Annotated in this window: 19 protein-coding genes and 5 pseudogenes; 6 read left to right on the forward strand and 18 right to left on the reverse strand. The window is 47.3% G+C overall.

Annotated features, from left to right (window positions below; all coding sequences use genetic code 11):
• Positions 1-246: 246 nt before the first annotated feature.
• The 5 genes and pseudogenes from JCM23214_RS25170 (at position 247) to JCM23214_RS00690 (ending at position 6,493) form a co-directional block, all read left to right on the forward strand.
• Positions 247-1,421 (forward strand): annotated as a pseudogene (locus JCM23214_RS25170) (efflux RND transporter periplasmic adaptor subunit).
• 32 nt (positions 1,422-1,453) lie between these two features.
• On the forward strand, positions 1,454-4,600 hold the full coding sequence (locus JCM23214_RS00675; protein ID WP_025896977.1) for an efflux RND transporter permease subunit: 3,147 nt from the start codon (positions 1,454-1,456) through the stop codon (positions 4,598-4,600).
• A gap of 204 nt (positions 4,601-4,804) precedes the next feature.
• Entirely contained in the window at positions 4,805-5,377 is a 573-nt protein-coding gene (locus JCM23214_RS00680) for a hypothetical protein (protein ID WP_025896978.1), read from the forward strand.
• Between the two features lies 1 nt (position 5,378).
• Positions 5,379-5,921 carry a hypothetical protein gene (locus JCM23214_RS00685; protein WP_025896980.1) on the forward strand — a complete coding sequence of 181 codons (543 nt, stop codon included), beginning with the start codon at positions 5,379-5,381 and terminating at the stop codon, positions 5,919-5,921.
• 29 nt (positions 5,922-5,950) lie between these two features.
• On the forward strand, positions 5,951-6,493 hold the full coding sequence (locus JCM23214_RS00690) for a hypothetical protein (RefSeq protein ID WP_148301733.1): 543 nt from the start codon (positions 5,951-5,953) through the stop codon (positions 6,491-6,493).
• A 140-nt stretch (positions 6,494-6,633) separates the two neighbouring features.
• On the opposite strand, the gene JCM23214_RS00695 is transcribed toward JCM23214_RS00690, so the two are convergent.
• From JCM23214_RS00695 to JCM23214_RS00710, 4 genes are read right to left on the reverse strand one after another with little or no spacing between them, the layout of a single operon-like run.
• Positions 6,634-7,746, reverse strand: a complete 1,113-nt coding sequence (locus tag JCM23214_RS00695) for a mannitol dehydrogenase family protein (RefSeq protein ID WP_084264481.1) — start codon at positions 7,744-7,746, stop codon at positions 6,634-6,636.
• Positions 7,718-8,428, reverse strand: a complete 711-nt coding sequence (locus JCM23214_RS00700) for an IspD/TarI family cytidylyltransferase (RefSeq protein WP_025896984.1) — start codon at positions 8,426-8,428, stop codon at positions 7,718-7,720. Before JCM23214_RS00700 ends, JCM23214_RS00695 begins: the two co-directional genes overlap by 29 nt.
• On the reverse strand, positions 8,418-9,362 hold the full coding sequence (locus JCM23214_RS00705) for a CDP-glycerol glycerophosphotransferase family protein (RefSeq protein ID WP_025896985.1): 945 nt from the start codon (positions 9,360-9,362) through the stop codon (positions 8,418-8,420). Before JCM23214_RS00705 ends, JCM23214_RS00700 begins: the two co-directional genes overlap by 11 nt.
• Positions 9,359-9,925 (reverse strand): tetratricopeptide repeat protein, encoded by a 567-nt coding sequence (locus tag JCM23214_RS00710; RefSeq protein ID WP_025896986.1) that lies wholly within the window; start codon positions 9,923-9,925, stop codon positions 9,359-9,361. Before JCM23214_RS00710 ends, JCM23214_RS00705 begins: the two co-directional genes overlap by 4 nt.
• 166 nt (positions 9,926-10,091) lie before the next feature.
• Here JCM23214_RS00710 and JCM23214_RS00715 point away from each other — a divergent pair, with 166 nt between their 5' ends.
• Entirely contained in the window at positions 10,092-10,856 is a 765-nt protein-coding gene (locus JCM23214_RS00715) for an SDR family oxidoreductase (RefSeq protein WP_025896987.1), read from the forward strand.
• 101 nt (positions 10,857-10,957) lie between these two features.
• On the opposite strand, the pseudogene JCM23214_RS18410 reads toward JCM23214_RS00715, so the two are convergent.
• From JCM23214_RS18410 to JCM23214_RS18430, 14 genes and pseudogenes are all read right to left on the reverse strand, one after another.
• A pseudogene (locus JCM23214_RS18410) lies at positions 10,958-11,350 on the reverse strand (RidA family protein); the annotation flags it as partial.
• Positions 11,347-11,766, reverse strand: coding sequence for an acyl-CoA thioesterase (locus JCM23214_RS00725; RefSeq protein ID WP_025896989.1), 420 nt, complete (start codon positions 11,764-11,766; stop codon positions 11,347-11,349). The gene JCM23214_RS00725 and the pseudogene JCM23214_RS18410, both read right to left, overlap by 4 nt.
• Before the next feature lie 3 nt (positions 11,767-11,769).
• Positions 11,770-12,458: pseudogene (locus tag JCM23214_RS18415) on the reverse strand (ABC transporter ATP-binding protein).
• On the reverse strand, positions 12,455-13,213 hold the full coding sequence (locus JCM23214_RS00735) for an ABC transporter ATP-binding protein (RefSeq protein WP_025896991.1): 759 nt from the start codon (positions 13,211-13,213) through the stop codon (positions 12,455-12,457). The pseudogene JCM23214_RS18415 and the gene JCM23214_RS00735 overlap by 4 nt, the downstream one beginning before the upstream one ends.
• Positions 13,206-14,194: pseudogene (locus JCM23214_RS18420) on the reverse strand (branched-chain amino acid ABC transporter permease). Before JCM23214_RS18420 ends, JCM23214_RS00735 begins: the two are co-directional and overlap by 8 nt.
• The gene (locus JCM23214_RS00745; protein WP_025896993.1) at positions 14,187-15,107 is read right to left on the reverse strand and encodes a branched-chain amino acid ABC transporter permease; all 921 of its coding nucleotides are present in this window, start codon (positions 15,105-15,107) and stop codon (positions 14,187-14,189) included. The pseudogene JCM23214_RS18420 and the gene JCM23214_RS00745 overlap by 8 nt, the downstream one beginning before the upstream one ends.
• A 65-nt stretch (positions 15,108-15,172) precedes the next feature.
• Positions 15,173-16,273 carry an ABC transporter substrate-binding protein gene (locus tag JCM23214_RS00750; protein ID WP_025896994.1) on the reverse strand — a complete coding sequence of 367 codons (1,101 nt, stop codon included), beginning with the start codon at positions 16,271-16,273 and terminating at the stop codon, positions 15,173-15,175.
• 136 nt (positions 16,274-16,409) lie between these two features.
• Complete coding sequence (locus tag JCM23214_RS00755) at positions 16,410-18,032, reverse strand: AMP-binding protein (protein WP_025896995.1); 1,623 nt, start codon at positions 18,030-18,032, stop codon at positions 16,410-16,412.
• 35 nt (positions 18,033-18,067) lie between these two features.
• Positions 18,068-19,216 (reverse strand): acyl-CoA dehydrogenase family protein, encoded by a 1,149-nt coding sequence (locus JCM23214_RS00760; RefSeq protein WP_025896996.1) that lies wholly within the window; start codon positions 19,214-19,216, stop codon positions 18,068-18,070.
• Between the two features lie 2 nt (positions 19,217-19,218).
• Positions 19,219-20,031, reverse strand: coding sequence for an enoyl-CoA hydratase family protein (locus JCM23214_RS00765; RefSeq protein WP_025896997.1), 813 nt, complete (start codon positions 20,029-20,031; stop codon positions 19,219-19,221).
• Entirely contained in the window at positions 20,028-20,528 is a 501-nt protein-coding gene (locus JCM23214_RS00770) for a MarR family winged helix-turn-helix transcriptional regulator (protein ID WP_051547975.1), read from the reverse strand. The genes JCM23214_RS00765 and JCM23214_RS00770 overlap by 4 nt, the downstream gene beginning before the upstream one ends.
• Positions 20,525-21,286, reverse strand: coding sequence for an SDR family NAD(P)-dependent oxidoreductase (locus tag JCM23214_RS00775; protein WP_025897000.1), 762 nt, complete (start codon positions 21,284-21,286; stop codon positions 20,525-20,527). The genes JCM23214_RS00770 and JCM23214_RS00775 overlap by 4 nt, the downstream gene beginning before the upstream one ends.
• A 5-nt stretch (positions 21,287-21,291) precedes the next feature.
• A pseudogene (locus JCM23214_RS18425) lies at positions 21,292-23,585 on the reverse strand (bifunctional salicylyl-CoA 5-hydroxylase/oxidoreductase).
• A 194-nt stretch (positions 23,586-23,779) separates the two neighbouring features.
• The gene (locus JCM23214_RS18430; RefSeq protein ID WP_025897001.1) at positions 23,780-24,259 is read right to left on the reverse strand and encodes a sll1863 family stress response protein; all 480 of its coding nucleotides are present in this window, start codon (positions 24,257-24,259) and stop codon (positions 23,780-23,782) included.
• Between the last annotated feature and the right edge of the window lie 114 nt (positions 24,260-24,373).

Below are 24,373 nucleotides of genomic sequence, written 5' to 3' on the forward strand. Positions count from 1 at the left end.
TCACACAACCAACCTTGTCCATTCAAATCATGTGTATATTTATGGAGTTCTCTCTTTGCAGAGAACTTCGAAATTTAGTCAATCCTCTTTAGAAATTGATTGGACTGCATATAGATTTATCAAAAGCCACCCACCTTTGGATATGCCAAAATACATGGATCTTTTGTAAATTCTGTCACAGACGCCACATCAATTTATCACTAAAAAGTCGTTAAATTATTTTATTACACTAATCAGGTGGTAATTATGCTTTCCGCTAAAAACAAAATTCTGCTATCTGTTGGCGCGCTAGTCGCCGTAATTGGTGGTGTTTCGGGTGTACGTAGTTATTTTGTCCAACCTGCTTTAGCGGAGACAACCACACAACAAGCGGCAGTACCTTTACGTCAAGTTTCAGTCAGCATCGCAAAAGTCAGTGACGTTCAAATCTGGAATGAATTCTCGGCCCGACTTGAGCCCGTAGATTATGTTGAAATCAAACCGCAGGTAGGCGGTACAATCACCGAAGTAAATGTAACCGACGGACAGCGGGTTAATAAAGGCGATGTACTTTTTGTAATTGACCCACGGCCCTTCATTGCACAAGTCAATCAGGCAACCGCTGAAGTGCAGGCTGCAAAAAGTACTGTTACCTACTCCGAAAAAGAAGTGGAGCGGGCCGCGGGACTGATTAAACGCAAAAATATCTCCGAGCGGGTCTTCGATGAGCGCGCAAACGCACTTGCTCGTGCAAAAGCAGAACTGGAACGGTCGAAAGCCCGCTTAATGCAGCTCAGATAAATCTGGATCACGCCTATGTTAAAGCACCGATCTCAGGGCGCATCAGCCGCGCTGAAATCACCCTTGGCAATACTGTCGCAGCGGGCCCCTCTGCTCCTGTACTGACTTCAATTGTCTCCGATGCCGGAGTCTATGCAGACTTTGCTGTTGACGAGAATACATACCTAAAATTCATCCGTCCCGCCGCCCGTGATGTGCAAGGCGAGCGCACAATTCCTGTCAAATTGGCTTTGCGAAACGGAAACCGTCAATTTTCCGGTTTTGTACACAGTTTTGATAATCGATTGGATGTCACCACAGGAACTATTCGCGCTCGCGCATTCTTTAAAAATGAAAACAATGATCTGGTTCCGGGCATGTATGGCACCGTCCAGCTTGGTAGCGCAGTCAATCAACAAAACATCCTCATCAACGAAAAAGCCATAGGTACAAATCAGGATCGGAAATTTGTCTATGTGCTGAGTGAAACCAACACGGTTACCTATCGAGAAGTCAAGCTGGGTGCCCGAGTTGGCGATCAGCGTGTTATTCTCGAGGGATTAAAAATTGGCGATGTCGTAATTAATGAAGGAACGATTACGCTTCGCCCTGGAATGCAAGTTTCTCCTCAAGTGACTGCGAAAGTGGCTTCGTCCTCCTGACGCTTGATTTTCTCTTTTGAAAGTATACTGAAATGAATATCGCCGGATATTTTATAAATCGGCCAATCATGGCGTCTGTTCTGTCCATTCTTATTTTTCTCTCAGGCCTTATCGCCCTAACACGGCTTCCTGTATCTGAATATCCCGAAGTATCACCACCTTCTATTGTCGTGAATGCACGTTTTCCAGGTGCCAATCCAGCTGTAGTCGCAGAGACTGTTGCCACTCCCCTTGAGGAGCAAATCAATGGCGTGGAAAACATGCTCTATTTGAACTCACTTGCCAGTTCGGACGGCACCTTGCAACTGCGTGTGACGTTTGCGATCGGAACAGACCCTGATTTGGCCCAACAACTTGTTCAAAACCGCGTCTCGCAAGCCCTTCCAAGACTTCCCGCCGTGACTCGTAATCTTGGGGTAACCGTCACAAAAAGCTCACCAGACCTGACAATGGTGGTTCATCTACGCTCACCTAACAACAGTTATGACATGCTGTATTTGCGAAACTACGCCACGCTGAACGTCAAAGATGAGTTGGCGAAAATTCAAGGTGTAGGCGAGGTCGGCCTGTTTGGCTCGGGTGACTATGCGATGCGGATTTGGCTTAACCCAAACCTTGCGGCGGAACGCAACCTGACCGCCAGAGAGATCGTTGAGGCCATTCGCCGGCAGAATGTACAAGTGGCCGCAGGTGTCGTTGGTGGCCCGCCATATGATACGGGTGTGCAGGTTCAAATGCCATTAAATGTTCAAGGGCGGCTTTCTAATCCGGAAGAATTTGCAAACATCATCGTCAAGCGCGATGAAAATGGCACCATCACTCGCCTTTCTGACATTGCCCGTATAGAGCTCGACGCACAGACATACTCTTTACGGTCTTTATTGAATAATCAGCAAGCAGTAGCCATACCGATTTTCGCATCCCCCGGGGCCAATGCGCTGGATATATCCTCAAACGTTCGGCAGACAATGGCTGAATTAAAGGAAAACATGCCCGCGGACGTTGACTACTCCATCGTCTATGATCCAACAGTATTTGTAAGCGATTCCATCAAAGCAGTGATCAAAACGCTCCTTGAAGCTGTGGCACTTGTCGTTTTGGTCGTGATCATTTTCCTGCAAACATGGAGGGCTTCAATCATTCCGCTGCTGGCGGTGCCCGTGTCCATCGTTGGCACCTTTGCTTTTATGTATTTGTTCGGATTTTCTATCAATGTTCTGTCCCTATTCGGTTTAATTCTGGCAATCGGGATCGTTGTCGATGATGCAATCGTTGTTGTAGAAAATGTGGAACGAAACGTTGAAGAAGGCAAAACTCCGCGTGAAGCAACTATTCAAGCTATGAAAGAAGTAACCGGCCCGATCATTGCCACGTCTCTCGTCTTGGTTGGTGTCTTTGTCCCGATCGCTTTTGTAAGCGGCTTAACGGGACAGTTTTATTTGCAATTTGCCCTTACAATTGCAATCGCTACGGTCATTTCAACAATCAATTCCCTTACACTAAGTCCTGCCATGGCGGCAATTTTATTAAAACCGAAGCATGAGCAGAAAGACTGGTTAACCAGACTAGTAAACCTCATCATGGGACGTTTTTTCAGTCTGTTTAACCGGGGATTTAATCGAAGCCAAAATGGTTACGCCGGATCTGTTAAAATATTCGCTAGCCGTAAATTTATGATGATGCTTGTGTTTGGCGGCTTGCTCGCACTGACCGGCCATATATTTAACCTTGTCCCTAAGGGGTTCGTACCTGCACAGGACAAAGGTTACCTGATCAGTTTCGCCCAACTCCCCCCGGGAGCTACCCTTGAGCGTACTGAGAATGTTATTCGGAAAATGGCTAGCATCGCAGTCAAACAAGAAGGTGTTTCCGATGCAGTGCAATTTCCGGGACTATCGATCAATGGTTTCGTAGACAGCCCTGCTTCTGGCATTGTTTTTGTACCGCTGGATGATTTTAGTGAAAGAACTGAACCCCACTTGAACGGCTTTGCAATTGCCCAGCAACTGCAACAGAAATATGCAGCAATTGACGAAGCCTTTATCGCCATTTTTCCAGCACCTCCCGTAAGTGGTCTTGGAAATACTGGTGGCTTTAAACTACAAATTCAGGATCGCACAGATCAGGGATATGAGGCCCTTGCAACTGCTGTCCAGAAAGTCTTGCAAAAAGCTCAGTCATCGCCAGAGCTTATGAGCGTCTATTCCAATTATAATATCAGCTACCCACAACTATTTGCCAATATTGATCGAACGAAGGCCGAACAGCTGGGTGTATCTGTAGACGAAATCTTCACAGCTTTGCAAACGTATCTGGGGTCGATGTATGTGAATGACTTCAATCGCTTTGGAAGAACCTATCAAGTGGTTGCGCAAGCAGATAAGGAATTTCGCGCTGAGCCATCCGATATAGGAAATTTGCAGGTTCGCAATCTGAACGGTCAAATGATCCCGCTTGGGACCATGCTAAGTGTGGAAGAGACTTTTGGCCCTGAAATCGCGTCTCGATACAATGCGTTCCGTGCCGCGGATATTAATGGCGACGCTGCGCCAGGTTACTCTTCGGTACAGGCACAGGAAGCGATTACAAAAATCCTGAAGGAAAATCTCCCCCCCGGGATTGACTTCTCATGGACTGAACTCACCTATCAGCAGATTTTGGCAGGAAATACAGCAATCTATATTTTTCCGCTCTGTCTTCTGCTGGTATTCCTGGTTCTCGCAGCCCAATACGAAAGCCTGACATTACCGTTAGCAATTATATCAATTGTACCAATGGCCATTCTATCGGCGTTGCTGGGTATCTATTTATCCGGGGGAGATAACAATATCTTTACTCAAATATCACTGTTTGTTTTAGCGGGACTAGCGTCAAAAAATGCAATTCTGATTGTTGAATTTGCCAAAGAGTTGGAAAAGAATGGCAAAACTATTGTTGCCGCTGCTGTTGAAGCTTCACGCTTGCGTCTGCGGCCAATCTTGATGACCTCGATTGCGTTCATCATGGGAGTTTTGCCTCTCGTTCTCAGTCAGGGAGCCGGTGCTGAAATGCGGCAGGCTATCGGTATTGCCGTTTTTTATGGAATGATCGGCGTCACATTCTTTGGCCTGATTTTCACGCCGGTTTTCTACGTACTTTTCCGAACTCTTGAAGCAAAACTGAGCACGAAAGCAGTTTAATTTCTACGCTGAATACCACCAATTCCAATAAAACCCAGCGCCCATTAGTCGATAGATGGGAGTTGGGTTTTCGATACACAACAGCATTTCAGTACCATTAAAGGTATCTCTCAACCCACAACCTCAAAAGTTTTTACCCTCACACTCTAAATTAACCCTCTTAAAAGAATTTAACAGTATTCTATAGTTTGAGAGGGGAAATCATTGAATAATCCAAAGCCCGAAATATCCGTGAGGCTAATAAGGCCCATTGATTGCTCAGCGCAACTGATTGACGCGTATAAAACGCTATTGCTAGCTCATACGAGCGTAAAAGATAGTCATTTCAGGCAAGGGCTTGCAGGGGTCGAACAGTTCGTAATCGCGGTTGCTGATAATGCAAAACTCGTTGGGACGGCGTGCCTTAAATATCAATCACGTAAATACCAACAATATCTGTTCAAACAAGCTGGTGTTCCTGAAATGTACAACCCCGATAGCATCGAGTCCGCATGGGTCTGCGTTCACCCAGATTTCAGGGGTATGGGGATCTGGAATAAAATGCATGAAATAAGGTCTTCCTACTTGGGAAATCGCCCCTATCACGCGACCCACAGAGTTGAAAACCATCCGGTATCAAAACGAACTGAGCGCAGAGATGGTTACCGCCAGGCTGGCAAAGATTTCAATTCAGTGACAAGCGAGTACAAATTGCGCCTGGTAGTTGCTAATCATGATCTAGTATATGATCCTGTAAAAAAACTCATTTATGGCACCCTTCCCGAAAAAGGAAATTAGCATGAGCGAAGAAAACGAAAAATTTCACGCATCCATGTTTCGACCAATAGATTGTTCCGACAAAACACTCAACGCATTTGCCAAAATTGTACTCGCAAATGGCGAAGTGCCTGCAGAAAATCTCCAACGAGGAATACCAACAGCGGAAATGCTGTTTTTTTGCAGCATTGGTAGAAAACTTGTGGGCGTCAGTTGTGCTCGTTTTCAAAACACCTCATTTCATAAATTATTATTTGACCGAGCTGGTGTTCCCCAAATGTATAACCCGTTCAGCGTTGAAATCTGCTGGCTATCGGTACTTCCTAAATATCAGGGAAAAGGAGCATGGTCAGCAATCTATGAAATTCGCCGAAAATATTTAAAGGACCGTCCAGCGCACGGCATTACTCGCGTAGAAAACAAACGCGTTGCTGACGTTGCACGGTATGGATACCAACAAGTCGGAGAGCCTTTCAAATTGGATAATGAGGATCACTTCATCCGACTTGTCGTGAAGGACCATGACCCTGTTTTTAATCCTTCAAAACGACTGAGATATTGCTAGTTCAACAAGAAAAGTACAAGGAGTTTGAAGTGCCAAAAACTACCTCAAACCTAAGGGTCGTTATGCGAAGACCCATCGACTGTTCGCCCGAAATGCTCAATAACTTCGGCCGAGTTGTGCTTGCAAATGGGGAAGTACCCATTGCCAATCTGAAACGCGGCATTCCGCGCTCAGATATGCTCTTCTATTGCATCAAAGACGACCAAGTTGTTGGCGTCAGTGCTGTCAGGTACCAGAATAGGGTTTTTCACAAACACCTTTTTGAAAAAGCCGGTGTTCCAGAAATGTATAACCCTCATAGTTTAGAATGGTGTTGGCTGTCAGTGTTACCTGAATTTCAGCGGGGAGGTGTGTTAAGAGCGATACATTTAGCGCGAGAAGACTATATGGCTGACAGACCCTGCCATGGTATAACCCGAGCTGATAACGAAAAAGTCGATGATGATAAAAAATTCGGATTTGAATATATAGGCAAGCCATTTAAAGCTGAAACCAGCGATAATTTTATTCGTCTTGGTGTGAGCAACCACGATCCGGTTTTTGATCCCAACAAGAAACTTCGCTATTGCTAATCAACAAATTTATGAATTATTCGGCATAAAAGCCCATGAATAGGCAGCAACAATGAGGAGTTGAAGCCAAATTTATTTCGCATCCAATATAAATTCCGCTTGACGATCTAAGCCTCAGAGCCACCGACGACAGCCACTTGTTAAACAATAAGTGGCTGTAATATTTTTTGCCCATCGGCACTACTTGCTGAAATCAGAGTAACACTCTCAAATAATTGCTCAAGCCCAACCTTTCGGCGGCTTTCACTAAACTGATCACATCCTTGATACATTAATGCGGCTCGAATAACTTCATCAATTTGTCCAAGAGGTTTCTCATATTTTTCGAGCAACGATCGTACAAACAAAATTCGCTCAGACGGTTGAAGTTTCACCTCCGGATTTCGAGCAACCCTTTTTATGGGGTCCCATAGGTTTTTGTTTCGGAACCGTTTTATTTCTTTCTGAGTATATTGTTGCAAAAACTCGTCTGTCAGATTGTATTCTTGAGCTAATACCTCGCCAATCAAGCTCACAAGAACAAAAACAAGTGACTCAATCGCTTCATCGCGGGCGGCTTGGTGAATGTAGTCATATCCCTTTTGCGCCCCCAAATACGCAAGCGCTGCATGAGGTGTATTATGCAAGTATTTTTTAGCCAGCCAATGCTGTCTCACATATTCATCATCATATTGGAACTCATTGAGTGTAAGCAATTGCCCTTCCAGATAAATCTCTCCAACCTCTGAGGCCACACAGGCGCGATCAATATCCAGTAATTCTGCAGGTGCAGACGAACTTGTGATGACATCAGGTACGCAGAAAAAGCATGGGCCCGCTTCACCTAAAATCTCCTTAAGAACTTCCACAGTTTTTGGCTCATTTTCCAGTGAATAAATCGCCTTCAACTTCACCCCTTCAGGTAATTGATCCCTGACAGAACACGCAGCGCTGGCGACTTCTTTAACCCCAACACAGAAAAACAGAAGATCGGGTATCTGATCTTCAAAATTAAGCTCGTTGATGTGACAACAGCAGCTATAGGGGACTTCAAGCATTTCATAACCATCTTCCAGCGCGGTCGCCGTCTGATAGGTTCTTTTCCGCCGCGAACCCAGTAGTTCCACCAAACTTGAACTGGCATCTGCGAATGAAATTTCTATACCATTTTCAACCAACCTTGGCGCCAGAAACCCCCTGCCGATTGCACCTGCTCCGATAATAAGTGCCTTCATTGTTGGTTGATTATTGGCCGCCATGCAACTTTCGCTCATTGTTTAAACGCTCACTGGCGATCCTGTTTACTGTTTCAATGTCTTCTGGATACGTTACTTTTATATTGCTAAGTTCTCCGGGAACAGGGAACACATTAACGCCAGCTTTTTTGGCAAGAGCAACGTGACTGTTTTCAACCCACCCCTGTTCACGGGCTTTATGCATCATCGCCTGTAACACGGGTAACTTGAAGGCTTGTGGTGTTTGCAACAGTACCAATTTGTCTCTTGGCAGGATTTCTCCAATCTCTTGCTCCGCCTGCAACGCAACTGAATCCCTCACAGGAATGGAAACAGTACTAACAACCACATCATGATCTTTGACAGCAGCCAAAATCCGACTAATCAGTTCTTCACTTACTAGTGGACGAGCGACTTCATGGAGCAGAACAGTCTGCACATCCCTTGGTATAGCCGCCATCGCCTGCTCAAACGACGCCTGTCTTGTCTCACCCCCCACAACATATGTGCAGTGCAGCGCCCTTTGCTCGTCCGTTAATATCTCCAGATCGGAGTTGGAGATAGCAACAACTATGTGCGGTGAAAATCTCGACAACAGCGTCACAATATGATCCAGGTAACGCACTCCGTTTATTCGTAAATCAAGTTTGCGCTGCCCCCCTAGCCTCACCCCTTGACCCGCAGCAAGCAGAATTATTGCTAAATCTTGATCAGCCTGCATGATGGCCCCCACGTCGCGCCAATAAAGCTTCTACTTCTTTGCGAATATAGAACCCCGTGCGCCCTTCAGTTCTCGTACCAAAAAGACGTTGGGCATATTTGGCTCTGATTTCCTGCTTTTCTTGAGGGTTGCGAAGGCATTGATCCAGAACGTTAGGTAATTCTTCAATGACGTCCACTTCGTGCGTCATGTTACGCCATCGCCATTCAATACCGTCAACATCATATCGGGGAGAGTCAAAACGCTGAGGGTTATTAATTGCGATCACAGGCCGATCCAACGCCAGATATTCAAACATGACACTTGATGCATCTGAGATCAACACATCAGCCAATTGCAAATATGGTGTCACGTCCTCTCCGGGATTATCAACAAAATGCACATTTTCCCGACTGTTGGCATATTCTTTTAGACGCGCCATAAAAACTTTTTGTGTTCGAAAACTCAAAGGATGTGGCTTAATAACAAATTCCCGTCCTTGGTCGAGCTTTCCACTTTCGATAAGTGGTGTCATTTCGGGAACCGAAGAAATCCCGTCTGTAAATGTTGGCGCATAAAGCACCCGCGCCGCGCCTTCAGACAAAACTAAAGAGTGGCGCAATGGATTCCCGTTAAACAGTGGATCCATTTGAGAATAGCCTGTTACCCACAACTGCCTCGAAGAGAATCCCCCCTCTTCAATATACTGTTGGCGAATATCCTCGCTCGGCATACACACGTAGTCACATGTTCTAGCTGCGTCATACGCAAAATTTTTACTTATCAGCCCGTGGCGAGTGTAAATAAACATCGCCGAAGGAAAAATATCACGCAACCTTTTCGCCTGTGAATTGGCAACGAAGATCACGTCTGGTTTGAACCAGCTTAAATAAGTAGGTGAGTCACAAATCAATACCGGATAATCGTCTTTGAACTCATCAAATATGGGTTTCATAATGCTATAGTGAAACCTTCATTCATATGGAAGGCAATTCGCGGCCGATCTGAAGCTGAATGATCAAACCCCAAAGCCTGCAACGCCCGCATTGATTCAAACACCGCCTTGATATACTTGTTTTTTGGCTCTTTTCGGCGCGCGCGGGTAATACTGGCGGCGCAACGTTGATGGTTGCCTCTCATATGAAAATAAATGGCGCAGACAAGGTCATATTGCGCATTTGTACCCTTCAGATCCGCGTATTTTTCCACAAGGGCACTAAATTCTTTATGATTTTCAGTTCGTGAAAGAGCCAGAACCAGTTTATTTATCAACTTGACGGATCGACGGCCGAGCATGAAGGCGTTCTTCAAATACTTAGCCGCTTTATCAAATTGGCTAATTTGCAGATAGACACTTCCGATACCTTCATGAAGATAGGCATTTCTCGGCATTTCGGATAGCGCCGCTTGATACAGCTTGATTGCCTCGTCTACACGACCATTGCGCATCAGATGATTTCCAGACTGAACTATTTTTTCTGTCTTTTGTTTTATATCAATTGATGAAATGGACGACATAAACACGGGCCCCCGCCCCGATTCCCATATTTGCAATTCGCTGCACAGACAGTTAATAATATAGCTTCTGAAAATATGGTTAATCCACAACTATTCCCTCGTGAATTTTTCACGCACGAGAACTGCAGTCACTCTCAATACCCAATCAGAATATTTGGATCAAAACATGAATGAACTTGAAAATAGCGTCGCGCTTATTACAGGCGCCAGTAAAGGCATTGGTGCCGCCACGGCGAGAGAATTTGCTCGTCAGGGTGCGAAAGTTGTCCTAGCCGCTCGAAGTGAAGATAGCCTCAAAACTCTTGCTGAAGAAATTAACTCATCCGGCGGGCAAGCAATTGCCATCGCTTGTGACGTAGCAGACTTTGACAATGTTTCCAAGGCTGTAGAACTGGCGGTCAAAACATATGGCCGAATTGACATTCTTATCAACAATGCAGGGTTAATCGACCCTATTGCAACAATTGCGAATTCTGACCCTCAAGAATGGGCAAAGGCGGCGGACGTTAATTACAAAGGGGTTTATTTTGGATTACGCGCCGCAATACCCAAAATGCTGGAGCAAGGCAAAGGCACTATTGTTAATGTTAGTTCAGGCGCAGCTACTGGCGCACTTGAAGGATGGAGTCATTATTGTTCTTCGAAAGCCGCCGCTCTATCCCTTACCAAATGCGCTCATGTTGAATATGCGGACAAAGGTATAACCGTTGTGGGGATGAGCCCGGGAACTGTTGCAACAGGAATGCAGATCAGCATCAAGGCATCAGGCATAAACCCTGTTAGTCAACTGGATCCATCCGTTCACATCCCTGCGGAGTGGCCAGCAAAAGCAATTTCTTTTCTCTGTACCGAGCGAGGCAAGGATTATGCTGGGACTGATTTTTCACTCAAAACCGAAGAAGGACGAAGGGTTGTTGGCTTGATAGATTAACAGTATCCTCGCTGGAGTGACCCAAAAATGGATCGCTCCAGCTCTCCGATCTTTGAAGTGCCATGAAGGGTACACAGCAGCTCAAAGATGCACATATCAAGCAAGACTGCCGTTCCTTCAATTTCGACAAGCGCCTCATCTTCCATCAGCGCAGATACCTGAACAACTGCCATCGCTGGAAAATGGCGGCCCATAACACGTCGATAAGCCTGACCACATTCTTTTTGGCGCGCCAGATATTCCTTCTTGTCGGTTATATACCAGGTTAAACGTGTAATATGGCTGGCTTGACCACCAGCTTCTTCAACCACCGCCAATACATTTTTCAATGTCTGTTCAAATTGACCGATGAAGTCATCCGTTTCAAACACCTGTTCTGCATTCCAGCCAATTTGACCGCCGATATAAACGGTTCGACTACCACTTGCGATCATGCCGTTGGCATATCCTTTGGCCGCTTTCCAGCCTTTTGGGTGAATTGTTTCAATTGTCATGGGGTTTCTTTCACAAGTTTTTCAACAGTCTCACGAACCCCTTGGGGCCAGCGAGTTGGTTTGATTTCCTGTTTTGAGACACATACAAGCGTCACATCTGCTTCAAATCGAATTTCTTCACGGCAAAGCGCCTTAACTTTCAGGTTCAGACTACTCCCACCCAGCTTTTGAACATCAAGGGTAAGAGACAACATCTCTCCCAATCGGCTGGGGGCACGAAAGTCCGTCTTGATACTAACCGTTGGCACAGCCAAGTTATGCTCAAAATGAAGCTGGGCAAACGACAGGTCCAGCTCTTCTTCAAACCAGCTTTCCACAACCGCATTTACCATTTCGAAATATCGAGGATAAAATACAATTCCGGCTGGGTCACAATGCTGAAAGAGCACCTTTTGCTTCATTACAAACTGGGCCAATGTTTAGACTCCCAGATATCTATCTTCCAGATCGCTGGTAAGTTCACCCGGAGGCCCCTGCCAAACAGTAAGACCTTTCTCCAAAATGACACAGCGATCTGCAATGGGCAAAAGCTCGGACAGTGTTTTGTCTACAATCAGAATGGATTGGCCAGCTTCTTTCAGGCCACGCACGGCTTGCCAGATTTCCTGTCTGATTACCGGAGCCAATCCTTCAGTTGCTTCATCCAGCAGAACAAGCTCTGGATTTGTCATGAGCGCTCTTGCAATTGACAGCATTTGTTGCTCACCACCTGACAAAGTATTCGCATACTGGTCCCGGCGCTCTTCAAGACGGGGAAAGAAGTCAAAAACCCGTTGTAATGTCCAATCGCCATCACGCGCTGCTGCGATCAGATTTTCATATACAGTCAGGTTTGGAAAACATCGGCGTCCCTCTGGAACCAGACCCAACCCAAGTCGCGCTATCTTGAAGGACGGCATACCAGTCAGGTCTTGTCCCTTGAAACTGACGCGCCCTTTGGCATAAGGGACCAAGCCGCAAATGGAAGAAATGGTCGTTGTTTTACCCATTCCGTTGCGCCCCATCAAGCAACAACCTGCCCTTCGCCAACAGATAAATCGACTCCAAACAAGGCTTGGGACGGACCATAGAAAGTCTCCAGCGCCGAAACTTCAAGTAGCAGGCTCATGCTTCCTCTCCCAAATAGGCTTCGCGCACAAGAGGATTATTACGAATTTCCTCAACAGTGCCCGTCGCAACCACTTGCCCATAAACCAGTACTGAAATTCTGTCAGCGAGCGCAAAAACAGCATCCATATCATGTTCCACAAGCAAGATGGGTGCCTCCACTTTCAAGGTATTGAGAAAGCCGGTCAAATTTCGGGATCCTTCAGGTCCCATGCCAGCCATTGGCTCATCCAGCAAGAACGCTTTGGGTTTCAGTGCAAGTGCAATGGCGATTTCCAACTGACGCCTTTCGCCATGCGATAGCTCCGCGGCGGGTACATGCTGCCTGTCCAGCAATCCCACACGATCAAGCATCGTTCTTGCCCCTTCCAGTAACTCCTGATCCTTCATCACAGGTTTAAAAAACCGAAAACTACTTCCCGATTTCGCCTGAACAGCCAGCATGACATTCCTAAGTGCCGAAAACTCTAGCGCCAAAGAAGAGATTTGAAACGTACGCCCCAATCCTTTTTGCGCGCGATCCGCCACGCCTAGCCCCTTCATGTTTTCACCCATGAAATGAATTTCACCGGAATCCTGCTCATACTCACCGCAAATCTGTTTGATCAGGGTGGATTTTCCAGCGCCATTTGGACCAATCAATGCATGGATTTCACCTGAATACAGGTCCAGTGAAACATTGTCTGTAGCCTTCAGTGCGCCGAATGATTTGTTGAGATTGCGAATTTGCAAAACCACTGAATTCTGATCAACCATGCCGTTCCTTTCCGGCTATAAATCCAATTAGCCCCCCTCTTGCAAATAACACTACAGCAAGCAGAACAAGCCCCAGGAAAAACATCCAGTGTTCGGTAAGGCCGCCAAATAAAAACTCAAATAAAATAAACATGGCCGCACCGGCAACAGGCCCGAACAATCGTCCGACCCCTCCCAAAATGATGAAGATCATTATCTCACCTGAAGTGTGCCAGGAGAGCATACTAGGGCTGACAAATCGGTTGAGATCAGCGAACAGTGCACCGGCAAAACCTGTAATCATTGCCGAAATCACGAAAGCGGTTAATTGAATATTGAACGGCTTGATACCAACCGTGGATAAGCGATCCATATTCTGCCGTGCCGCTTGTAAAGCTGCGCCGAAGCGACTGTTTTTTAGAACTGCGACAAGTGCTATTCCGGCTACCAGCGCGCCGAAACATATCAGGAAGAAATTAATTGGAATAAGAGTATTCACTCCGGGAAACTGGCTTCTCACATAAATGCTGAGCCCGTCCTCACCGCCATATGCGGGCCACGAAATACTGAAATAATACAGCATTTGGGCAAAGGCGAGTGTAATCATGATAAAATACACACCGCTGGTGCGCAGCGAGAAAAACCCGATGATCAAAGCGACAAGACCACTGGAAATTATGGCAACCGGCCATAAAATCAACATTTGCGTGGTCCCGTTAAGCTCAAACGGTGAGGTCATCAATGGCTCATAGGTAAGAGCATGACTGGCCAAAATACCAAGGCATATCCACCAATTCCAAAGAAGGCCGCATGACCGAATGAAACCAGACCGCCTAATCCAAGCGCCAGATTAAGGCCAACGCCTGCCAATGCAAGAATGGCAACTCGTGTTGCTAACGTAATGTAAAACGGCTCATCAATTGCCAAGGCAATGAAAGGCACCACAAGCAATGCAAGCAACAATCCCCCGTTGAGGATATTTTCAGCAGATAACTTAACCATTTGCGGGGAACAATCCTCTTGGTTTAACCACCAGGATGATGGCCATCAGGATATAGATCAACATGGACGCGAGCGCAGAACCAACAGATGTAGCTGCGGAATTTTCCATGAATAGTTTAAAGGCGGCTGGCAATAGGAAGCGGCCCATAGTATCAACAACACCCACCAAAATAGCACCGATTAATGCCCCTTTGATAGATCCGATACCACCGATCACAATCACTACAAAGGCTAGAATAAGAACGGGCTCTCCCATGCCCACCTGAACAGATTGAATTGCTCCAACCAGTGCGCCTGCAAATCCGGCTAACGCCGCACCCAACGCGAATACCACCGTATAGAGCATTCGAATATCAATACCCAATGCAGCGATCATTTCACGATCAGATTCACCGGCTCTGATCCGCACCCCAAGACGTGTTTTCGAAATCAGCAGATAAAGACCAATGGCCACAAGGAAACCGATCACTATTAATGCGAAACGGTACATCGGATATTGCAAACCACCGGGCAGCGTAATTGGGCCCGCCAATATCTCGGGTACATTCAGATACAGGGGAAAAGACCCAAACACCCAACGTGTCCCTTCTGAAAAAATCAGAATGAGTGCAAATGTTGCCAGCACCTGATCAAGATGATCTCGCTTATAGAGCCGCCGAATGACCAGCATTTCAACAAGAGTTCCGGCGAAAGCCGCGGCGATCAGGCTTGCAACTATACCAATCCAGAAAGAGCCGGTTGCAGTTGCAACTGTGGCGCAGGCAAAAGCTCCGACCATATAAAGCGCACCATGCGCCAGATTGATCAGACCCATCACCCCAAAAACCAGTGTCAGGCCTGCAGCCATCAGGAACAGCATAACACCGAACTGCAAGCCGTTCAGCAACTGCTCGATCAGAAGTGTTGACGTCATTAAATTTACTTTCGGAAAAATAACGGGTGCGAACCATCCCGGCTCAACACCCGTCAATACATCACTTACATTTTACAATCAGACGCGTAAGCATCCTGATGGTTTTCAAGGGCAGCACCAACAATCTTGTTGGTATAAACATCACCTTCCTTGATCACTTCACGGACGTAAATGGTCTGGATAGGGTGCTGGTTATTTCCAAATTTGAATGAACCGCGAGGAGAAGCAATATCTCCTGCTTTCAACGCAGCACGGAATGCATCAGCATCTTTTACACTGGCCTTGCCCATCGCAGACAGGATCAGATTTGCAGTGTCAAATCCCTGAACGGCATAGAGCGAGGGAAGACGGCCGTATTCAGCCTGGAAGCTTTCCACAAATGCCTTGTTGGCCGCGTTGTCCAGATCTTTTGACCAATGTGAAGAGTTCTTAACCCCAACCGCAGTTGGCCCGACAGCTTTCAGAATTCCCTGATCGAAGGAAAAAGCTGGCCCCATAACCGGCACATCAACACCTGATTGGGCATATTGCTTCATAAACGCAATTCCCATACCACCGGGTAAGAACACAAACACGCTATCAGCACCGGATGCGCGAATTTGTGCAATCTCAGCCGCATAATCTTTTTGGCCAAGTTTAGTGTAAACCTCACCCGCCAAGTCACCTTTATAGAAGCGCTTGTAACCTGTCAGTGCGTCTTTACCTGCAGGATAGTTTGGCGCCATGATGAAGGATTTTTTAAAGCCTGCTTTAGTTGCATATGCGCCCATTCCCTCATGTAAATTATCATTCTGGAAAGCCGCATTGAAATAGTTAGCGTTGCATCCCTTGCCAGCTAACGCTGAAGGGCCTGCATTTGGCGAAATATAGAATTTCCCTTGCGCAACAGTGCTTGGTACCACAGCCATTGCCAAATTTGACCAGATAATTCCGGTCAAGATATCAACTTTTTCACTCTGTATCATCTTGTCAGCAATCTGCACGGCCAGATCTGGTTTACGTGCATCATCTTCGATGACGACTTCCAGATCCTTGTTCCCCGCCTGTTTGACAGCAAGCATAAAGCCATCACGAACATCAATGCCCAAACCTGAACCACCACCGGTCAAAGTGGTAATCATGCCGACCTTGACAGGTTCCGCTGTCGCTGCACCCGCCAGACACATACCAAGCCAACCAGCCCCGCTTTAATTAAATTCCGTGTTTTCACAATACGTCTCCCATTGTTATACTTAACTGGCAGCAAAAAACATGCTGCGCTTCCTGTACTGTACTCTTCCCAAAGCGAACTCACGATACCCTTTACGCGCCTCCATCACGCAAGCGAAACCGCTGAATTTTTCCCGTCTGGGTTTTGGGCAGTTCTGCCACAAACTTCACTCGGCGCGGATATTTATATGGCGCCAGTGTTGCCTTCACATGATCCTGCAGGATTTTCACTGTCTCATCAACAGCTTCATGAGTGTCTGCCAAAACTACATGCGCTTCAACGATTTGTCCGCGCTCTTCATCGGGTGAGCCGATAACCGCACATTCAACCACGGCAGGGTGTGCCAGCAAAGCGGCCTCAACTTCGGGTCCGGCGATGTTATATCCTGATGATATGATCATATCGTCTGAGCGGGCTGCGAAATGATAGTATCCCTGTTCATCCTGATAGAAGGAATCTCCTGTCAGGTTCCAACCATCGCGAACATATTTTTTTTGTCTCTCATCAGCCAGATACCTGCATCCGGTAGGCCCACGAACCGCAAGATATCCAATCTCCCCAACCGCAACATCCTTCATGTTTTCATCGACAATGCGCGCCACATATCCGGTAACCGGCTTCCCGGTGCAAGCTGCCTTGGAATCCCCAAACCGGTTGGAGATGAAAATATGCAGCATTTCCGTTGCACCAATGCCATCAAGCATGGGTTTTCCGGTTTTGGCTAACCACTCTTCATATACCGGGGCAGGAAGCGTTTCTCCCGCGGACACAGCAGCGCGCAAAGACGTCAAATCAGCCCCTTCATCCATAGCACGCAGCATTACTCTGTACGCGGTTGGAGCTGTAAAACAAATGGTAGCCTTATATTTTTCAATAATCTTGATCATTTCGGGTGGTGATGCGCTTTCAAGAAGCGTAGCCGCTGCGCCAAACCGAAGGGGGAAAATCGCCAAACCACCCAGCCCAAAGGTAAAGGCAAGAGGCGGGGAGCCAACGAACACATCCTCAGACGTGACCCCCAAGACCTCTTTAGCATAGCCATCTGCAATGGCCAGTAAATCGCGATGAAAATGCATTGTAGCTTTTGGCTCACCTGTTGTACCTGATGTGAAACCCAACAAAGCGACATCATCACGCCCCGTCTTGACTGCATCAAAACGAACAGGCTTATCCAGTGCGATCCGGTCCAGCTCCGCGTCGAAATTAGCTGTTCCATCGAAACCGACAACTTTTTCCAGAAATTTATTGGCCTTTGATGCGGTGATTAACTCATCCATAAGTCTGGTATCACAAAGCGCAACAGAAATTTCAGCTTTATCAATAATCTTGGTAAGCTCTGCTGCGCGCAGCATAGGCATTGTATTGACCACAACAGCGCCAGCTTTAGTGGCTGCAAGCCAGCAAGCAACCATAGCCGGATTATTTGCTGACCTGATCAAAACTCGGTTTCCGGGCTTGACGCCATAATCCTCAACCAGCGCATGAGCCAGACGATTGCTCCAGTCTGCAAGCTCTTTATATGTTCTGCGACGTCCGTTGCCGATCAAAGCTGTATGATCACCAAACCCCTTTTCAACCATGACGTCCGTCAATTCAACAGCCGCATTTAAATATTCAGGATACTCAAATCCTTCCAAATTCATATCCGGCCACTGATCAAACGGGGGCAGGTTATCCCTCGTAAAACTGTCACTATGTGCAGTTGGTCCCAGCATTTCCATCTCCACTCCTGTTAGCTGGCAGGTAACGGTTATCCTCCGTTTAAAGCCTGCCGGGCAATGACTACTTTTTGTACGTCTGAAGCCCCTTCATAAATACGAAGTGCCCGTATCTCCCTATACAGGCCCTCAACAACCGATCCTCTGCGAACTCCATCACCACCATGAATTTGGACCGCTTTATCGATGACTTCCTGCGCCTTGTCAGTTGCATATAATTTTGCCATCGCGGCTTCTCGGGTGACACGTGCGGCTCCAGTATCCTTTGTCCATGCGGCCCGGTAAACTAGAAGGGCCGCAGCGTCCACATCCAGCGCCATATCCGCCACGTGCCCCTGCACCATCTGCAGGTCAAAAAGAGGCGCTCCAAACAACTCCCGGCTCTGAACCCTGTTCAGGGTTTCATCCAACGCGCGACGCGCAAATCCAAGTGCCGCTGCGCCAACAGTGGATCTAAATACATCCAGAACAGACATGGACAGTTTAAATCCGGCGCCTGCATCACCAATTAGAGCGGATTTCGGCAAACGTACATTTTCAAACTTCAATGTCGCCAACGGATGGGGCGCAATTACCTCCAACCTCTCGCTGATGCTTAAACCTTTAACCGTAGCGGGAACAACAAAGGCTGAAATTCCTTTTGCACCCGGTGCCTCTCCGGTACGGGCGAAAACACAGTAAACATCCGCAATTCCACCGTTAGAAATCCAGGTTTTTTCACCATTGAGTATATATTCCTCGCCATCCAGCACTGCCGTCATATCCATGTTCGCAACATCTGAGCCAGAACGAGGCTCAGAAAGTGCGAAAGCAGATAATGCCTCTCCTTTACGGGTTTTAAGCAGCCATTTTTGCTGTTCAGGTGTTCCAAACAGGCTCAATGCACCGGTACCAAGGCCTTGCATGGCAAAAGAAAAATCTGCCAGTCCATCGTGCCGTGCCAGTGTTTCGCGGATTAAACATAATGACCTGACATCCAGCGCCTTGGGATCATCCGGATCAATTGCTGAATAAGTCAGAAAACCGGCGGCTCCCAGGTCGCGCACAAGCTTGACGCAGGCTGCATCCACATCACTATGATCAACTGGTAAATTCTTTGAACACCATGCTTCCAGCTGATCAGCCAGTTCACGGTGCTTGGTTTCAAAAAATGGCCAATTTAAAAAGCTCTTATCGGCCATAATCAATCCCCCTTGAAATCAGGTTTTTCTTTAGCCACGAAAGCATGATAAGCACGATGAAAATCCTGCGTCTGCATGCAGATAGCCTGCGCTTGCGCCTCTGCTTCGATGGCCTGATCAAGGCTCATTGACCATTCGTGATTTAGTTGTGTCTTGGTGATGGAATGGGCGAAATTCGGTCCAGCCGCAATTCGCTGTGCCATGTTCAACGCCTCGTCGCGGAGTTTATCGGTGTCAATCAGTCGGCTATAATAGCCCCAACGCTCTCCTTCTTCAGCGCTCATGACGCGCCCGGTATAAAGCAGGTCAGCTGCCCGGCCTTGCCCGATGATACGCGGCAACATGGCACAAGCCCCCATATCGCACCCTGCTAAACCAACACGGGTAAATAGAAATGCTGTTTTTGCATCCGGTGTCGCAATCCGCATATCAGATGCCATTGTTATTATGGCTCCGGCACCGACGGCCACACCATCCACAGCAGACAGAACTGGTTTGCCGCAAGCAAGCATGGCCTTAACCAAATCTCCAGTCATTCGTGTGAAACGCAATAGCCCTTTCATGTCCATTTTTGTAAGGGGCCCAATAATGTCATGGACATCACCACCTGAACAGAAATTGCCTCCATTCGGTAAAAACACGACCGCATCTACATCTTCGGCATAATGTAGATCCCGGAAAGTATCCCTTAGCTCTGCATAGCTTTCGAATGTGAGTGGATTTTTACGGTCAGGATTGTCGAGTTGAATAATTGCGACGCTCCCAGCCATTTCCCATTTAAAATGCGTTGGCTTTAATCCTGCCATTTCTGTCATTTATTTTCTCCATCTTTGGGGCCACCATCGCTCACTAACCCCATGTCCAATAGCTGACTGATTAGCTCTGCATCCGCTGCATCAATTCCAGCCAGTAATTCATTAATCCATCCTCGATGGACTTCCGCCATATGGGAAAAGTCAGAACGCCCTTCTTTGGTCAGCTTCACCCGCATGGCTCGCCTGTCACCCGGAATTGCTTCACGCTCTACCAACCCTTCACCAACCAGCCGTTCGATAATTCCAGTTACATTCCCATTTGAAACCCGGAGCGCTGATGAAAGCTCACTCATTTTCAATCCAGTATCGCTTCTAAATAGCGCAGCCAAAACATCGAACCGTGGCAGAGTAGACCCGAATTGCCGCCTCAATCTTTCACGAAGTTCGCCCTCAATATGTCTCGATACTTTCAACAAGCGTAACCACAAGCGAAGGCGTTGTTTCTCATCACTGTCAATCGCTTCGCTTTCTGAGATTCCGGCGTGCAGATCAATCATACCTCACCTCCAGAAACCGAAATGGCTTGTCCGGTGATAGATTGCGAATTCGGACCGATTAACCACTTTATGGTCTGTACTATCTCGGCAGGCTGAATAAAACGGCCCATGGGGTTGGATTGGCTCAACGCGGCTCTTGCCGCTTCGCGGTCCATTCCTGTTTTAGCCTGTATATTTTCAATTGACCTCTCAAGCATGGGTGTCTCTGTAAAGCCGGGGCATATCGCATTTACCGTTACACCTGTCCTCGCGCATTCAAGCGCCAACGACTTTGTCAGACCAACAACCCCATGCTTTGCTGCAGTATAATGGCTGACATAGGCATAGCCTTTCAGCCCGGCCGTCGACGCAATAGCGATCAGACGCCCCCAACCGGCCTTGGTCATATCTTCCAGACTGGCTTTGTAGCAGTGAAACACACCACTTAGATTCACATCAATTGAGTGCTGCCATTGATCTGCGGTCATTTTTGAAAAAGGATAACCGTCTGCTGTACCCGCATTCGCAATTGTAATAGCGACAGGACCAAATTCGTCGCGGGCTTTTTCAAAAGCCTCATGTACCGACACGCTGCTTGCAACATCACACACGACTGCACGTATATTCGAGTGCCCAGCCGTCACCTGCTCCAAAGCCTCAAGGCGACGTCCCATTACTGTCACCCGATACCCTGCAACAGCCAGTTCCTGCGCAATTGCCGCGCCGACACCAGAGCCTCCTCCTGTTACGACAACATGCTTTGCTTCTTTTTCGTCCATAGCCGTTAGACCTTCAAACCCTGAACATCGCCGCGCTCCGCTAGACGTTTCATCTGCTCAGCGCCAGCCTCATATGGTAGCGGCCACTGTTCATGTTGATCCTGCAAAGTTACCGCCGCATGCAAGGTCCAATACGGATTAGAAAGATGTGGACGCGCCAAGCAGACCAAGTCAGCCCGACCCGCCAGAAGAATTGAGTTCACATGATCAGGCTCGTAAATATTCCCAACTGCCATTGTAGCATATCAGCCTCGTTTCGAATTCTGTCAGAAAAAGGGGTCTGAAACATTCGACCATATACAGGTTTCGCATCAGGTGTTGTCTGCCCTGCAGACACATCACAAATATCCACACCAGCCTGTTTGAAAGCACGCGCTATCTCCACAGCTTCTTCTGGTGTCACACCTTCGTCACCCATCCAGTCGTTAGCTGATACGCGTACTGACATTGGCTTGTTTTCCGGCCATACATTCCGCATGGCTTTAAACACTTCTAATGGATAGCGAAGCCTGTTTTCAAGCGAACCGCCATATTCATCCTTCCGCTTGTTCGTCACCGGACTAATAAAGGACGAAATCAGATAGCCGTGAGCCGCATGTAGCTCGACCATATCGAAACCCGCATCTATTGCCCGTTTAGTGGCGCTCACAAACTGCTGCAGCACCATTTCCATATCGTCAACGGTCATGGCTTTTGGCGTTTGATTTTCAGCCTTCCACGGAATAGCGGAAGCTGACATGATTGGCCAATTCCCTTCCGTAAGCGGCGCATCCATTTCATCCCAGCCAAGCTGGGTAGATCCCTTTCGACCAGAATGACCTAACTGGGCACAAACTTTTGCGTCAGTTTCAGCGTGAATGAAGTCTGTGATCCGCTTCCAGGCTGCGACCTGCTCATCATTATACAACCCCGGACAACCCGGTGTTATCCGCCCTTCAGGACTTACGCAGGTCATTTCAACATAGACAAGTCCAGCGCCCCCCTTGGCACGCTCAGCGTAGTGCACCAAATGCCAATCAGTCGGACAGCCGTCGACCGCCTTGTATTGCGCCATCGGGGAGACAACAATCCGGTTTTTCAACGTCATATCCCGCAACTTATACGGTGCAAACATTGGGGCGCGATCCCGCAAATCTGCAGGAGCACCCGCTTTTTTCTGAAACCACTTTTCGGCTCCCTTAAGCCAATCGGGATCCCTAAGACGCAAGTTTTCATGGGAAATTCGCTGAGATCTGGTCAACAGAGAATAGTTAAACTGCACCGGATCCAAATCCAGATACCTCTCCACCTCCTCAAACCATTCGAGCGAGTTGCGGGCCGCCGATTGAAGCTTCAAGACTTCAAGTCGCCGCGCGTCCTCGTACTTAGCGAATGCCGCCTGCATACTCGGCTCACTATGAAGATAATCAGCAAGTGCGATTGCGCTTTCCAATGCCAGTTTGGTACCTGAACCAATGGAAAAATGCGCGCTGGCAGCAGCATCACCCATCAATACCAGATTTTCGTGAGACCATCGCTCACATAACACTCTGGGGAAATTGATCCAGGCTGATCCGCGAATATGATTTGCATTACTCATCAGGCCATGACCGCCCAGATACTTTTCAAATATCTTCTCGCAGGTTGCCATGCTTTCCTGTTGACTCATTTCGCCAAAGCCAAACTTCTCATAAGTCTCTTCGGAGCACTCAACGATAAAAGTCGCCGTATCATCATCAAACTGATAGGCGTGCACCCAAATCCAGCCTTTATCAGTTTTTTCAAAAATAAACGTAAAGGCGTCATCAAACTTCTGATGCGTTCCCAGCCAGACAAACTTACACTTTCTCGTATCGATATCTGGGCGGAACTCGCTCTCAAAGCGCGTCCTTGATTTTGAATTAAGTCCATCAGACGCCAGCACCAGATCATAGTCGCGCATTAAGGCGTCAATATCATCTACTTCCGTTTCGAACTGCAGCTTAACTCCAAGCTCTTTAGCACGCTCCTGCAGCAATAAAAGGAACTGTTTCCGGCCGATACCGCAAAAACCATGTCCCGTAGACAGTGTCCGCTGCCCCTTGTGGAATACAGCAATGTCGTCCCAATATGCGAAATGCTCACGCACCTTTTCCGCACTGACGGGATCGTTTGCCTGAAGGTTTTCGAGGGTTTCATCAGACAGCACCACTCCCCATCCAAAGGTATCATCCGCGCGATTTCGCTCAATCACGGTGATATCATGCTCTGGATTGCGCAGCTTCATACTGATCGCAAAATATAGCCCTGAAGGGCCGCCCCCTAGACAGACAATCTTCATAACTGTCCCTTTGTTTTTAAATTCCCTAATAAAAACTATGGCACAGTAAAAATTTATTTCAAGCATAAAATTTTAAGCTTAAAACATTTATGGATAAAACCTTTTCCTGTTGCATGTCTTATCGTCTAGGCTTCTTAAGAAAGAAAAAGCCAGCTTTTACACCGGCTTCTCCAAATCATACTTTTAATAAGACGTTAGTTTGAACGCGTACCTTCATCAGCGTCCTGCCATGCGGTTTTCAAATCACGCCAAGCCTGTGCAAAACCATCCTTGATTTCTTCCCAGGCACTGTCGCTACTTTGTTGCAGAGCGCCGAACTTTTCTGCCAACGCATTTCGCTGGCTACGCACCTCACTTAAGGCGGCAGCAGTTTGCTCACGGGTTTCCACTTTCATTTCCGCCCAATTTTCACGGGTCCGAGCTTCAAGCGCCTCGATCTCTTCATCGATCTCATTGAGCGCTTCTCTGGTGCTCGCAATCGCTTCGTCACGCTGTTCAGCGCTATAATCAGCGATGCTGTTAAAGGTTTTATTCAGTTTTTTCTGGACCTGCTCTACAGTGATTGCATCATCGCTCGATCCAGATGTACTATTTGAAGCGAGCGCCATAGCTGGTGTAGATGCAAGAATTGCAGCCACAGTACCTGTCAAAAGCTTTTTACGTAATACAGTCATTTTTCTACTCCTGTTCAGAATTTTCAAATCATTCTCGTGAGTTACCCACCGTCTCATCAGCACTGGTGGGCGAACTGTATTTGGCTCTAGTGAACAGACCCGCTTTTCTCATCT

This window comes from Sneathiella glossodoripedis JCM 23214, from assembly GCF_000616095.1.
GTDB classification, from domain to species: Bacteria; Pseudomonadota; Alphaproteobacteria; order Sneathiellales; family Sneathiellaceae; genus Sneathiella; species Sneathiella glossodoripedis.